Origin of the sequence: Fructilactobacillus fructivorans (assembly GCF_000814735.1) — a bacterium.
Lineage (GTDB): Bacteria > Bacillota > Bacilli > Lactobacillales > Lactobacillaceae > Fructilactobacillus > Fructilactobacillus fructivorans.
This window is the reverse complement of record NZ_JOJZ01000020.1, coordinates 37,450-51,902: the sequence shown is the minus strand read 5'-3', so window position 1 is coordinate 51,902 and position 14,453 is coordinate 37,450. Positions and strand designations below refer to the sequence as shown.

The 14,453-nt window shown below is 38.4% G+C and carries 15 protein-coding genes; 14 read left to right on the top strand and 1 reads right to left on the bottom strand.

Annotation, left to right across the window (positions count from 1 at the left end):
* Position 1: 1 nt before the first annotated feature.
* From LfDm3_RS05080 to LfDm3_RS05050, 7 genes are all read left to right on the top strand, one after another.
* Entirely contained in the window at positions 2–835 is an 834-nt protein-coding gene (locus LfDm3_RS05080) for an energy-coupling factor transporter ATPase (protein ID WP_039144762.1), read from the top strand.
* Positions 814–1,677 carry an energy-coupling factor transporter ATPase gene (locus LfDm3_RS05075; RefSeq protein WP_039144757.1) on the top strand — a complete coding sequence of 288 codons (864 nt, stop codon included), beginning with the start codon at positions 814–816 and terminating at the stop codon, positions 1,675–1,677. Before LfDm3_RS05080 ends, LfDm3_RS05075 begins: the two co-directional genes overlap by 22 nt.
* Before the next feature lie 13 nt (positions 1,678–1,690).
* Complete coding sequence (locus tag LfDm3_RS05070) at positions 1,691–2,473, top strand: energy-coupling factor transporter transmembrane component T family protein (RefSeq protein ID WP_052236621.1); 783 nt, start codon at positions 1,691–1,693, stop codon at positions 2,471–2,473.
* Complete coding sequence (truA, locus tag LfDm3_RS05065; RefSeq protein WP_039144751.1) at positions 2,474–3,280, top strand: tRNA pseudouridine(38-40) synthase TruA; 807 nt, start codon at positions 2,474–2,476, stop codon at positions 3,278–3,280.
* Between the two features lie 114 nt (positions 3,281–3,394).
* Complete coding sequence (gene rplM / locus LfDm3_RS05060; protein WP_010022757.1) at positions 3,395–3,838, top strand: 50S ribosomal protein L13; 444 nt, start codon at positions 3,395–3,397, stop codon at positions 3,836–3,838.
* A gap of 13 nt (positions 3,839–3,851) precedes the next feature.
* Positions 3,852–4,244: a 30S ribosomal protein S9 gene (gene rpsI / locus LfDm3_RS05055; RefSeq protein ID WP_010022758.1), complete on the top strand. Its 393-nt coding sequence runs from the start codon at positions 3,852–3,854 to the stop codon at positions 4,242–4,244.
* Positions 4,245–4,310: 66 nt separating this feature from the next.
* Complete coding sequence (locus LfDm3_RS05050) at positions 4,311–4,892, top strand: ECF transporter S component (protein WP_039144810.1); 582 nt, start codon at positions 4,311–4,313, stop codon at positions 4,890–4,892.
* Positions 4,893–4,921: 29 nt separating this feature from the next.
* On the opposite strand, the gene LfDm3_RS05045 is transcribed toward LfDm3_RS05050, so the two are convergent.
* On the bottom strand, positions 4,922–5,233 hold the full coding sequence (locus LfDm3_RS05045; protein ID WP_010022762.1) for a DUF2187 family protein: 312 nt from the start codon (positions 5,231–5,233) through the stop codon (positions 4,922–4,924).
* Positions 5,234–5,353: 120 nt separating this feature from the next.
* On the opposite strand from LfDm3_RS05045, the gene LfDm3_RS05040 reads away from it, so the two are divergent.
* The 7 genes from LfDm3_RS05040 (at position 5,354) to gatA (ending at position 14,451) form a co-directional block, all read left to right on the top strand.
* On the top strand, positions 5,354–5,965 hold the full coding sequence (locus tag LfDm3_RS05040; RefSeq protein WP_039144749.1) for a glycoside hydrolase family 73 protein: 612 nt from the start codon (positions 5,354–5,356) through the stop codon (positions 5,963–5,965).
* A 29-nt stretch (positions 5,966–5,994) separates the two neighbouring features.
* Positions 5,995–7,128: an ATP-grasp domain-containing protein gene (locus LfDm3_RS05035; protein WP_039144747.1), complete on the top strand. Its 1,134-nt coding sequence runs from the start codon at positions 5,995–5,997 to the stop codon at positions 7,126–7,128.
* A gap of 91 nt (positions 7,129–7,219) precedes the next feature.
* Positions 7,220–9,472, top strand: a complete 2,253-nt coding sequence (gene pcrA, locus LfDm3_RS05030) for a DNA helicase PcrA (RefSeq protein WP_039144744.1) — start codon at positions 7,220–7,222, stop codon at positions 9,470–9,472.
* A 39-nt stretch (positions 9,473–9,511) separates the two neighbouring features.
* A complete protein-coding gene (gene ligA, locus LfDm3_RS05025) occupies positions 9,512–11,527 on the top strand; it encodes an NAD-dependent DNA ligase LigA (protein ID WP_039144807.1) in 2,016 nt (671 codons plus the stop codon).
* Positions 11,505–12,665 (top strand): CamS family sex pheromone protein, encoded by a 1,161-nt coding sequence (locus LfDm3_RS05020; protein ID WP_039144742.1) that lies wholly within the window; start codon positions 11,505–11,507, stop codon positions 12,663–12,665. The genes ligA and LfDm3_RS05020 overlap by 23 nt, the downstream gene beginning before the upstream one ends.
* A 23-nt stretch (positions 12,666–12,688) precedes the next feature.
* Entirely contained in the window at positions 12,689–12,997 is a 309-nt protein-coding gene (gene gatC / locus LfDm3_RS05015) for an Asp-tRNA(Asn)/Glu-tRNA(Gln) amidotransferase subunit GatC (RefSeq protein WP_010022769.1), read from the top strand.
* Positions 12,997–14,451 (top strand): Asp-tRNA(Asn)/Glu-tRNA(Gln) amidotransferase subunit GatA, encoded by a 1,455-nt coding sequence (gene gatA, locus LfDm3_RS05010; RefSeq protein WP_039144741.1) that lies wholly within the window; start codon positions 12,997–12,999, stop codon positions 14,449–14,451. Before gatC ends, gatA begins: the two co-directional genes overlap by 1 nt.
* Positions 14,452–14,453 lie beyond the last annotated feature (2 nt).

The window sequence follows — 14,453 nt, the reverse complement described above, 5'->3', positions numbered from 1 at the left end:
AATGGATCCAATCATTAAGGTTTCAAATCTTTCATTTCAATATGATGATGAAGATGCTTCTAAAATATTAGATGACATTTCTTTTCAGTGTGAAAAGGGTGAATATGTTTCTTTGATTGGGAAAAACGGTAGCGGTAAAAGTACCATTGCTAAATTAATTGATGGGCTTTTAGCTCCACAAACTGGAACAATTAAGATTAATGACATTGGGTTAAGTTCTCATGAAAATGACCGAGAGATGCGAAAGTCGATTGGATTAGTATTTCAAAATCCGGACGATCAATTTGTGGGTGCTACCGTAGCTAGTGACGTGGCCTTTGGTCTTGAAAATCGTGCTGTTCCGAGAGAAATAATGAAATCAAAAGTTGAGGTGGCCCTTAAGAAGGTTGGCATGTGGGACTTTCGAAATGAGATGCCAAGTAGCCTTTCTGGGGGACAAAAACAAAGGGTAGCCATTGCGGGAGCCATTGTTTTAGATCCTCAGATTTTGATTCTTGACGAAGCAACGAGCATGTTGGATCCGTTAGCAACGAAACAAATCCATGAAGTTGTAAACAAATTAAATCAAAAGCAAAACATGACAATTCTTTCCATCACGCATGATATTAACGTGACGGCTAAATCTGATCGGATTTTGGCATTAAATGATAGTAAGATTATATTTGATGGTAAACCAAGTGTCTTTTTTCAAAAGCATGAATTAATTGCGAACATGGATCTAGAACTTCCATTTAGTGAGAAATTAAGGCAGAAATTTATTGATACGGGATATGATATTTCTGATCAGTACATGGATGATGAGGAGATTAGTCAATGGATAAGCAAATTATTTTAAAAAACGTTGATTTCATCTATCAGCCAGATTTACCCTCTGAAAAACAGGCTTTAACTAATGTTAGTTTGGAGATCGAAAACGGTGAATTTATGGCGATCGTTGGTAAAACGGGAAGTGGTAAATCAACATTGGTCCAAATGATTAATGGTCTCTTAAAGCCAACTTTAGGAGAGGTCACGGTTGGTGATATTAAAATCAATAATCAGACTAATAATCATAATTTGAGTGAATTAAGGCAGAAAGTTGGGATGATATTCCAGTTTCCAGAAAAACAGTTGTTTGAAGACACCGTTTTAAAGGATGTTGCCTTTGGTCCCATTAATTTTGGTGACGATGAACCAACCGCTAAGACTAAAGCGATTAAAGCACTCTCGATCGTTGGTGTTTCTAAAAAATTGTATGATCGCTCTCCTTTCGAACTTTCAGGTGGACAAATGCGACGGGTGGCAATTGCTGGGACGATCGCGTGTGAACCTCAAATTCTGATTCTTGATGAACCAACCGTTGGTTTAGATCCTAACGGTAAAAATGAGATCTTAAAAATCATTCATCAGTTAAATGAAAAGGGAGTCACCATTATTATGGTCACTCATGACATGGATGTGGTTGCCCAAAATGCTAACCGTGTTGTGGTGATGAATAAGGGGCGTGTCAGTTCAGATTCAACTCCTCGAGAATTATTTGCCAATCCTGAATTAATCGCTAATAATTCACTCGCACTTCCAGATTCAGTCCAGATATACTATGATTTAGTTCATGATGGTATTCAATTATCTCAGATTCCGTTAACTGCAAATGAGGTTGTTGAACAAATAACGCAAAAACGAAGTGGAGTGAAGTAGAATCGATCAATTTGTGTTTGGAAAATATTTTCCTGGCAACTCATTCATCCATCAATTGAATCCTGCATTTAAAATCTTAGGATCAATTGTTCTGATTACGTTAATTTTGATGTGTAATAATTGGGCCAGCTATGGGTGTATGACGGTTATAACATTGACATTGGTATACTTATCCCACTCACGAATAAAAATGCTTCTACGTGGTGTGAAGCCCATTCTATGGTTAATTATTTTTACTGTTCTAATTCAGATTCTTTTTGGTCACGGAGGAACGGTTTATTTTCACCTGTGGTTTATTTCCATTACTTCATTGGGAATTATTAATGCCATGATGATATTTGTTCGTTTACTATTGATCATTATCATTGCCACCATTTTAACGATTACAACCAGTCCATCGATGATTGCCTTAGGTGTGGAGACGATTTTAGTTCCCTTAAAGTGGATTAAGGTTCCGACTGAGACAATTGGGATGATGGTATCAATTGCACTTCAATTTATTCCAACTCTAATTGATGAATTGGATGATATTATGAACGCTCAAAGAGCTCGAGGAGTAGATTTTGGTAAGGGAAAGTTAATAAAACGTGCTCAGAGTTTAGTATCGTTGATCATTCCTTTATTTATCTCTTCTTTTCGCCATGCCGAGCATTTAGCAGATGCAATGGAGGCACGTGGATACTCAGATGAGGTTAAAAGAAGTCATTATCAACTTGTCGCGTGGACTAAACTGGATTGGATTGCACTATTGTTTATGATTCTTTTAACGGTGGTCGTTGTTTTAGTGAGGAGTTAAATGAATAATCGATATAAAATTACCTTTGCGTACGATGGAACTAAATTTGCTGGATTTCAGAAGCAACCTAAGCAACGGACCGTTGAGGGTACTTTGACTCATATTGTTAATAAAATGGCACAGAAAAGCGGACGCCAGATTGCGATATATGGATCAGGACGAACTGATGCGGGAGTTCATGCGCTTGGACAGGTGGCTCACTTCGACTTTCCCTATGAATTAAGTGAGGAAAGTATGCTTAAGGGATTAAATAGTATGTGTCCACTAGATATTGAAATATTAAAGGTCCAACGAGTTAATGACGATTTTCATGCTCGTTACGATGTAACCGGGAAAAAATACTTATACCGCTTGGATTTAGGTCAATTTACCGATCCCTTTAAAAGAAACTATACTGCTCATTGGCGATTTCCAGTTGATTTTGGACGGATTAAGTTAGCAATTCAAGATTACGTAGGGACACACGACTTTTCTTCTTTTGTGGCTTCTGGTGCAAAGGATGGCAGTCGGGTTCGAACCGTTTTTTCTGTGAAGGCAAATTGGGATAAGGATGCGAACGAAATTCAGTTGGAATTTTATGGCGACGGATTTATGTATAATCAAATTCGAATTATGGTAGGTGTTTTAATGGAAATTGGTCAAGGAAAGCGACCAATTCATGACATTAAGCGCTTAATTAAAGTAAGAGATCGTAATGAAGCACGCTTAACAATGCCAGCCAATGGACTCTACTTAAAAAGGGTCTTTTATCCGGGTGATGATCCTAAGCATTCTGTTAGAAAACATCACCTCGATGATCAAAATTGAGTTTGACTTTCGAGGGAAATGTTAGTACTATTGTAACTGGTATTGTTTGCCCCACGATAAGCCCCGGAAACTTATTAGGTGTCGAACAAACACGGAAACATGGAGGAATTAAAAGTGCATACAACATATATGGCTAAACCCGGCGAAGTAGAACGCAAGTGGTACGTTATTGACGCAGATGGCGTTGAACTAGGACGTCTTTCAAGTGTCGTTGCTTCTATTTTACGCGGAAAAAACAAACCTACATTTACACCAAACGTAGATACAGGTGACAATGTTATTGTAATCAATGCAGCTAAAGTTGCGCTGTCTGGTAAGAAAGCTAGTGGCAAAATTTATTACCATCACACATCTTACATTGGTGGACTTAAGTCAATTACTGCTGGTCAAATGAGAGCAGAAAAGCCTGACCGACTTATTGAAACATCAGTTAAGGGTATGCTTCCTCACGGTACATTAGGTCGTCAAATCGCTAAGAAACTTCACGTTTATGCAGGTGAAGATCACACACATGAAGCTCAAAAACCAGAAGTTCTTGATATTAAGAACCTAATTTAAGGAGGAAACATAATTGGCTAAAGTACAATATACCGGCACAGGTCGCCGTAAAGATTCAGTTGCTCGTGTACGCTTAGTACCAGGTACTGGAAAAGTTGTAATCAACGACAAAGACGTTGAAGACTACATCCCATTTCCTAATTTAAGAGAAATCATTTTACAACCATACAATGTTACTGAGACTCTTGGTAACTATGACACATTAGCTAACGTTAATGGTGGTGGATATTCAGGTCAAGCTGGTGCCGTTCGTTTAGGAATTGCACGTGCTTTACTCGAAGTTGATCCAGACTTTAGAGAATCACTTAAGAAGGCTGGTTTATTAACACGTGACCCTCGTATGAAGGAACGTAAGAAGCCAGGTCTTAAGAAAGCTCGTAAGGCTGGTCAATTCTCAAAACGTTAATCAGAAGATTATATTTTGGCGCTCATGTCCGCATGGGTGTCTTTTTATTTAACGGGTGAATTTAAAATGAAAAAAACACGAAATTACCATATCGCTATTTTGTCAGTTTTTATTGCTATTATTTTGATTCAAAATTTTGTTCCAATCTTGGGATACATTCCAGTTGGACCACTAAGCATTACTTTGATTCCGATTACTGTTATTGTGGCCGCTCTAGTTCTCGGGTTAAAGGATGGGGTCATCTTAGGAACATTGTGGGGTGCGATTGTTTTTATAAGGGCTTTTACGTGGCCGACAAGTCCGATTGCACCTTTAGTTTTTGAAAACCCCATAACAGCCATTCTGCCGCGAGCACTTATCCCCGTAGTGGCATATTTTGCCTACAAGTGGTTGAAAAAAATTATGAATCACAGAATATCATTAATAGTTGCTTGTGCCCTAGGATCGATGACCAATACCATCTTAGTGTTGTTATTTATCTATATCTTTAATCGTAAACAAGCTCCTATTTTGTATCACGTTAGTGTCGACAAGATTATTTATGCATTACTAGGAATTGTTGGTACCAACGGGCTAGTGGAAATGGTCATTACAGCCATTATTTGTCCCTTAATAATCGTTTCGTTAAATAAAGTTATCCAAAAATAAAAAGCAGATCAATTAAGATCTGCTTTTGATTACTTGGTTGTATCTGATGACTTTTGATCATCATCTTTTTTCGAATCATCATCCGATCCCTCATCAGGATCCTTTTGAATTCGTGGAGCTTGCTTAATCATTTTAAGATCCTTGTGATTAACAACGGTCTTATTATGATACTTATCAATTATTTCTGGATCATTTGATTCAAATGTAATTAAAAAGGCGTTATTGTAAGCTTTATCAATGTAACCAGTGAAGTCATTTTTTTCAAGCTTAAATTCGACCTCATCACCAACTTCAAAGGGTGATTTTTCGGTCTCTGTTTGTTCATCATGCTTCTTTGCCAAGCTGACCACCTCCAAATTGTATTCAACTAATGAAATATAAACGAATAATTAACATTTGTCAATTTTTATCGTTTTTGTAGTACAATTTAATCAGTAAAATTATTCGTAAGGAGGGTTAGTTTGGCGCGGAAAAAAAAGCGAAAGCAAAATAAGTTAGCTGCTTATGTCCTCACCACGCTAATCTTATTGGTCATGTTTGTGGGCGCTGTGATGATTTTAGGTAATTATCACTTTAATCCTAGTTATGAACAAAGTAACGTCAGTGCTCAGCACAAGAAATTTATTAATAAAATTTTGCCAAAGTCTGTTGAAATGCAACGAAAATACAAAATTTTGACCAGTATTACGATTGCCCAAGCGATCCTTGAATCGGATTGGGGACAAAGTCGGTTAGCCGCAAAATATAACAATCTTTTTGGAGTTAAAGCTGGTCCAGGTCAGAAAAGTGTTACTTTAGATACAACGGAGTATACAAGTGGATCTCCGGTTATGGTACATGGAAAGTTTCGGGTTTACGATAATTGGGATGAGTCAATTGAAGCCCACGCTTTTTTGCTCGCCCACGGAACGGATTGGAATCCCATGCAATATAAAGAAGTGGTGGATGCTGATAACTACGTTGATTCAGCTAAAGCGCTTAGTACTGACGGGTACGCTACTGATCCGGCGTACGCTGAAAAAATCATTAAAATTATCAAGAAGTATCATCTAAATCAATATGATAAACAATAAGATATCAAAAGATTTATGGAGGTTAAACTATGGATTCAGTATTACTCTACCCAGGAAGCACAATTGGAATTATTGGTGACTATTTTAGCAGCACCCAATTAGTCAATGTGGCCCGTGATGCTGGGCTAAAGATTGCCACCTATAGTTCCAATTCAGATAGTGAGATTGCTCGTCAATCAGATTATGCCTTTACTGGTGATATGAACGACGTTGATACCTTAAGGGAATTTGCGGAGAAGTGCGATCTGGTTACCTACGTTTCAAATGATATCGATCCCCAGGTTATTAGTGAAATTGAAAAGTATACTTATGTTCCTCAGGGAGAATCTCTTTTAGAGATTAGTCAGGATCGGGTGATGGAAAGAGCCTTCTTTGACCAGATTAACGTTAATACCTCTCCCTACGTTACGATTATTAATCTAGAAGATATTTATCAAGCGATTGATTCAATTGGCTATCCGGCAATCTTGAAGCCCATTCAAAGACACATGGTTAATAACCAACAGTTAGTTATTAATGAATCAAATGACATTGCTCTGGCTTCTGATATGTTAAAACGGGGACCATATATTTTGGAATCATATGTTCCGTATCGATCTGAATACTCAATTATTGCCACCAAATCGGTCAAAGACAATTTGCAGCAGTTTCCCGCTGTTAAAACCAGTTATTTAGGGAATGTACTTCAGACTGCTAGTACTGATATTTCTAAGGTTGATCAAAAGGTCATTGAAGAAATGATAAGAATCGTTAACCAAATTGGTAAAAACGTGAAGTACGTGGGTTCGTTTGAAGTTTCTTTTGGTGTTACCGCTGATCACAATATTTATGTTACTAACATTGATCCAACCGTCAATAACACTGGTTTCTTATTTAATCTTGCTACCGAAATTAGTGAATATGATCAGCACCTTCGGGCCATTTCAGGACTACCACTTGCTAAGATTAAGAAAATTAGTGATGTGGTTTCTCGATCATTTACCAAGAAACAGTATGAACAGGTTTTAAGGCAACGAATTTTGCAGCCCAATTGGCAGTTTTATTTTAATTATCACAATAATGCAAGAGATAATGACGTCGTTGGGGTCATCTTAATTCCGACAGATTCGGTTGAAGAAGCATTTCATCGAATTGTAAATACTGGGATTTGGACTAAGAATTAAATGATATTAAAAATTGAGGGAGTCGACAATTTTGTCGGCTCTATTTTGATATAATTAATTATGGATTTATTAAGCGAGAGGATTGGTTGAAGTGTCAAAAACAGACCTATTAAAAACGATGAATGATAAGCAACAAGAAGCTGTAGAGCAAACGGAAGGTCCGCTTTTGATTATGGCAGGAGCAGGCAGTGGAAAAACGCGAGTCTTGACTCATCGAATTGCGTACCTGATTGAAGAAAAGGGGGTAATGCCATGGAATATTTTGGCAATTACCTTTACCAATAAGGCTGCTCGTGAAATGAAAGAACGAGTTAGTAAGTTACTTGGTGTAGGCGGCGATGACGTTTGGGTTTCAACGTTCCATGCTCTAGGAGTGCGAATTCTAAGAAGAGACATCGATAAGCTTGGGTACAATCGAGCTTTTTCAATTACGGATTCTGGAGAACAAAAAACACTTGTGAAACGAATCTTAAAGGACCTTGATTTAGATCCCAAGAAGAATGATCCAAGAGCTATCTTGGGAGCAATTTCAAACGCTAAAAATAACCTTCAGACTCCTCGAGATTACAAGAAGACTCATTCTACTAGTAATCCCTTTGAAGAGGTAGTAGGCAACGTCTATGCAGAGTACCAGAAGCGGCTTCAAGAAAATCAAGCAGTTGATTTTGATGATCTAATCATGTTAACCATTAGATTATTTGAACAGTACCCAGATATTTTGAACTATTATCAGGATAAATTTCATTATATTCACGTTGATGAATATCAGGATACTAACGAGGCCCAGTACAAATTAGTATCAATGCTTGCACAAAAGTACCAGAATCTATGTGTAGTGGGTGATGCTGATCAAAGTATTTATGGATGGCGTGGAGCTAACATGAATAATATTTTGGATTTTGAGAACGATTATAAAAATGCCCATGTTGTCAAATTGGAACAAAATTATCGATCAACTAAGAATATTTTGAGTGCGGCAAACGACGTTATTCAAAACAATGCTGAGCGAAAGGATAAGAATCTTTGGACCGAAAATGAAATTGGCGATAAGGTTACATACTATCGAGCTCAAAGCGAGGCTAGCGAAGCTCACTATGTGGTTTCTAAGATTAAAGAAGAAGTTCAGAAGAATCATTATTCTTATAATGATTTTGCCGTTTTGTATCGAACTAACGCGCAGTCGCGGGTGATTGAAGAGACGTTTTTGAAATCAAACATTCCTTATACGATGGTTGGTGGTCATAAATTCTATGACCGAAAGGAAATTCGTGACATTCTTTCTTACCTAACTTTAGTGGCTAATCCAAGCGACTCCCTTAGCTTTGAACGGGTTATCAATGTCCCTAAGCGTGGAATTGGTAGTTCTAGTGTTGAAAAGTTAAGAGATTTTGCCAGGGATAATGGATGGAGTCTGTTAGAGGCTGCTAAAAACGTTAATTTAGCTAACAATCTTCCTAGTCGTGCCAGAAACGCCATTGCCAGCTTTGCAAACGTGATTGCAAATGTTCAATTAAAGCAAAAAGATATGTCGGTGACCGAAATTACCCAGACGATCTTAGATCAGTCAGGCTATATGGCCGACCTTAAAAAAACCAATTCGTTAGAATCACAGACTCGAATTGAGAATATCGAAGAGTTTCTTTCGGTTACTAAGGATGCCGATATTAAGTATGATGAGGACACGGGTAGTAGTGACAGTCGGTTGACTGATTTTTTAGCTGATTTAGCGCTTGTGTCAGCACAAGATGATGTTGATGAGTCAACTAAACAGGTTACCTTAATGACCCTTCATGCCGCTAAGGGACTGGAATTTCCGGTTGTTTTCATGGTCGGGATGGAAGAGGGAATTTTCCCGCTGAGTCGAGCAACCGAAAAAGAAGATGAATTAGAGGAAGAACGGCGATTAGCATATGTTGGCATTACTCGGGCGCAAAAGAAGCTCTATATGACCAATGCGTATTCACGAATGTTGTATGGTAGGATGCAAAACAATCCTGAATCTCGCTTTATGGATGAGATTGATTCGAGTGTGCTCGATAATGAAAGTTCCATCCCCACTGGACCGAAAACGCCGTTTGATAAGAGTAGTGAATATAATCGAAGAACTAATCGGGCTTTCAGCGAACCTTATCATCGTCCGACTCAGCGAGTTGAGAAGCCTAAGGGAACTGGAGCTGATAAGAAAGTTTGGAACATTGGCGATAAGGTTAAGCATAAAGCATGGGGAACTGGAACAGTTGTCAAAATTAATGGAACTGGTGAAGACATGGAACTTGATATTGCCTTCCCAGAAAAAGGCATCAAGCGTTTGTTAGCGGCCTTTGCACCAATATCAAAAATTTAATAAATGAGTAAGGGAGTGGTTAAATTGTTTAAGATTCCAATGGATCAAGTGAATGAAGATGAAGCAAAAAAGGAAGCTGCTGAGTTAAGACCTAAGTTAATTAAATGGGGAAAGCAATACTACGAACAAGATCAGCCGACCGTAGAGGATGCTGAGTATGACCGAAACTATGCTCGTTTGCAGGATCTTGAGTCTAAGTTTCCCGCAATTGTCACTCCTGATTCACCTACCCAGCACGTTGGGGGTGCAACCTCAAATGAATTTACGAAGGTTAATCATGAGATTCCAATGCTTTCCCTTGGAGATGTTTTCTCACCCCAGGAATTAAAGGATTTTGTCATTCGCCTTAAACAAAATTATCCAGAAGACAAGCAGTACAATTGTGAATTAAAAATTGATGGATTAGCCATCTCCTTGCGATATGAACACGGAGTTTTTGTTCAAGGATCAACCCGTGGTAATGGACAAATTGGTGAAGATATCACTGAAAACCTGAAAACCATTCCTTCAATTCCTAAAAAACTAAGTCGACCAATTGATATCGAAGTTCGGGGCGAATGTTATATGGGAAAAGAAGCCTTCTTGAAGCTAAACGAGCGACGTCAAGCCGATGGGAAACCCACTTTTGCTAATCCGAGAAATGCGGCCGCAGGTAGTCTTAGGCAGCTAGATCCAAAAGTTACTAAAGAGCGTCATTTAAGTACTTTTATGTACAACGTTGCTAATTACGACGATTTAAAGGCTGATACTCAAAGTGGCCTCTTAGAGGAATTGAAAGAACTCGGTTTTACCATTAATGAGCATTACCAAGTGGCTGATAACATGGACCAAATTGATGATTACATTAAAAAGTATTCTGCTTCTAGGGATAACTTAACCTTTGGAATTGATGGAATTGTGATTAAAACCAATTCTCTTCCACTCCAAATGGAGATTGGCCATACGGTTAAAGTTCCTAAGTGGGCCATCGCTTATAAGTTCCCACCAGAGGAAGTTCATACGAAAATTTTGCGTATCGAATGGACGGTTGGGAGAACCGGAGTTGTGACTCCAACGGCAATTATGAATCCAGTGCAGTTAGCAGGAACGACCGTTGCCAGAGCTTCGCTTCATAATCCTGATTATATTGAGAAAAAGGACTTACGGGTTGGCGACACGGTTGTCTTATATAAAGCAGGAGACATTATTCCTGAAGTTGAGCGGTATCTGCCCGATTTACGACCCAAGGATTCTAAGCCATATGTTATCCCAGAGCGGTGTCCCTCTTGTGGCGCTAAGCTGGTCCACTTAGATGGAGAAGTTGCTTTGCGTTGCATTAATCCTAAGTGTCCGGCTCAGCTAGTTGAACAGATTAATCATTTTGCTTCTAGAAACGCCATGGATATTGATGGTCTGGGTCCAAAAATTGTAAAACAGTTGTTTGATAAAAAGATGGTTTCAGACGTAGCTAGCCTGTATCGTTTAAACTATGATGAACTTCTAACGCTTGATAAGTTTGGTGATAAGTCGGCTAATAACTTGCTTTCATCAATTGATGCTAGCCGGAGTAATTCACTAGAAAGATTACTCTTTGGATTAGGGATCAGACACGTTGGAGCAAAAGCAGCCCGATTGATGGCAGCGCATTTTAAAACGATGGATGCTTTAATGAATGCAAGCGTTGATGAAATTGCAGCAATTGGTACCATTGGTCAAGTAATTGCTGATAGTGTGCACACTTATTTTGAAAATCCTGCTAGCAAAGAATTAATTGGCGAACTTGTTGGCGTTGGTGTTAATATGGACTATGTAAATAATGAAGACACAGTACAAACTGATAACTTTTTCAATGGTAAACGAGTTGTATTAACTGGAAAAATGGTTGATTTGACTAGAGGGCAAGCCAGTGAATGGCTTGAGAACCATGGAGCAGATGTCACGAGTAGTGTTTCTAAAAATACCGACCTGGTAATTGCAGGAGAGGATGCTGGTAGTAAGTTAACAAAAGCTCAGTCTCTTTCGGTTCCAGTATGGGATGAAACTCATTTTAAAGATGAAATGCAAAAAGATCGTTAAGAAGGCGGAGGAGTTTAAGTTGAAACGCTTAAAAGTAATTTTAATGGTGGCAGCCAGTGCATTGTTGCTAGTAGCGTGTGGCAGCAGTAATAATAAAAGCGCTGGTACTACAAGTAATAAGAATACACAGCTGACCGGTCAAGCCGGCGGTAAGAACTACCAGGGTGTCATTAAAGATGGTCATTATCAGACCAGCAAATCACGTGGAGTTGATATTCAACAAAATGATAATCAATTTAATTTAAAGGGATTCCAGAATGGGTTACTTGGGATTTCTAAACAAAATTTTTCGACGAATAAATATGTTTTTCAAGAGGGTCAGTATATCTCTACTGATACGACTGAAAAGTGGCTTGATAGAAAGTCGAAACAAAATCCGGAGGGGCTTAATCCCAGTCAGCAAAAGGGAAAAGTTACCCCAATGTATCTTCAACAGATTGACGAACAAGATTTTTTAGTTCCTGATGGCAATAAAACAACCATGAAAGGCATGACAATTGGACTGGGAATTAATTCAGTTTATTATTACACGAAACAAAAATATGGGAGTCAGTATCAGCAAAAGATTCCAGACGATGTGGTTGAAAAACAAGGAAAAGAAATGGCTAATACCATTCTTAAACGTTTGAGACAGAATAAAGAGTTAAAGAATATTCCCATCGTCATTGCTTTATACAAGCAAGCACCCAATGATAGTTTAACGGGTGGTAATTTCTTTGCTTCGTCTGTTAATAATTCTGGCACCACCTCTGTCAATTCATGGAAACCCATTAATGAAAAATCGTACGTTTTCCCAATTGCAGATGGTTCAAAGGGTCCTAATACCAATGATTTATCGGCGTTTAATCAATTTAAATCCCAAATTCAAAACTTTTTCCCTAACTTAAGTGGAATTACGGCTCAAGCTCAGTATAAGGGGAAGCAATTACAAGGGATGCACATTAACATTACGACCCAATTCTATAGTCAGACTGAGATCATTAGCTTTACTCAGTACCTACAGAATGCGGCACAGAAGTATTTACCTGCTAACGTGCCAATTGATATTACCGTTAAATCAACGGATGGAATCCAAAGCTTCTTGAATCGAAACTCTGGTGGGAAGACCTTTAGTTCGCACGTATTTAATAGTTATTAAAATTTAGTAAAAGAGGGGATAAAATGGCTGATAAAATTACCGAAGAGCAAACTCAACACATTGCTGGGTTAGCTAAACTTGAGTTAAAGCAAGCAGAATTACCTGAATTCACCCAACAATTAAATGATCTGTTGAAAATGTTGGATACACTGGAAAAGGTGGATACAACTGGAGTGGAGCCAACCTACACCGTAACGGATCAAATTAACGTTACTAGAAAAGATATCGCAGAGGATTGGGGCGAGCGAGATGCATTATTGAAGAATGCACCTGATACTTCTGATGGTTTAATTAAAGTTCCTGCAATTATTGATGAAAGTGAGGATGAATAATGAATTATTTAAACAAGGACCTCAACTCACTTCATCAAATGTTGGTAAACAAAGAAATTTCAGCTGTTGATCTAGTTAAGGGCACTCTGAGTAACATTAAGGATACCGATCAAGAGATTGACGCTTTTAATAACTTAAATGATCGGGCTGTAGAAGATGCTAAAGCAGTTGATGCACGTGGGATCGATGCTAATAATATCCTTGATGGAATTCCATTAGCTTTAAAGGACAACATCGTTACTAAAGAACTGCCAACCACTGCTTCATCAAACATGTTGAAAAATTTCACCTCAATTTATGATGCTACGGTAGCTAAAAAACTTTCAGACCTAGGATCAATTAACGTTGGGAAAACCAACATGGATGAGTTTGCAATGGGAAGTTCAACCGAAAACTCCGCTTTTAAAACTACCCATAATCCATGGGATTACAGTAAGGTGCCCGGTGGTTCATCTGGTGGCTCAGCTGCAGCGGTTGCTTCTGGAGAGGTTCCAGTTGCACTTGGATCGGATACCGGTGGTTCAATCAGACAACCTGCTTCCTTCACGGGGATTGTAGGAATGAAGCCAACTTACGGTCGTGTTTCTCGTTGGGGATTGATCGCAATGGCATCTAGTTTTGATCAAATTGGTCCTTTAACTAAAAATGTTTTTGATAATGCGTTAGTGTTAAATGCAATTTCGGGACATGATGATCATGATTCTACCAGTTCTGAAAAGGAAGTTCCTGATTTTACCGAACACATTCAAGATGGTGTAAAGGGAATGAAAATCGGGATTCCTAAAGAATACGTCAATAAACTAGCTCCAGATGTTTCTGAGGCAATTCAAAATGCGGCTGAAACCTTTAAAAAGTTAGGTGCTCAGGTTGATTGGGTCTCAATGCCTAATTCAAAGTATGGGGTTACCGCATATAATGCTTTACAGACCGCCGAAGCTTCATCTAACTTAGAGCGATTTGATGGAATCCGTTATGGATATCGAGCTTCTGATGCAAAAACATTAGATGAGTTATACATCAAATCCCGATCTGAAGGTTTTGGCGATGAGGTTAAGCGTCGAATCATGCTAGGTACACTATCTCTTTCATACGACAACGTTGACAAGTATTACAAACAAGCTGCTAAGATCCGGACTTTGATCATTAATGATTTTAAAAAGGTTTTTGCCGACCATGACTTAATTTTAAGTCCAACATCACGAGTTACCGCCTTTACCATTGGGGTTGAAGATCAGGATCCAATTGAAATGTACATGAATGATATTTTAACTATTCCTGCTAACATGGCTGGGGTTCCAGCGATGTCACAAATTGCTGGTTTTAGTAATAGTTTACCAATTGGAATGCAATTAATGGGGAAACCCTTTGATGAAAGTACTATTTATAAAGCTGGATATGCTTTTGAACAAAATACTGATTTCCATAAACAGACACCTAAGATGGGAGGTAAATAATT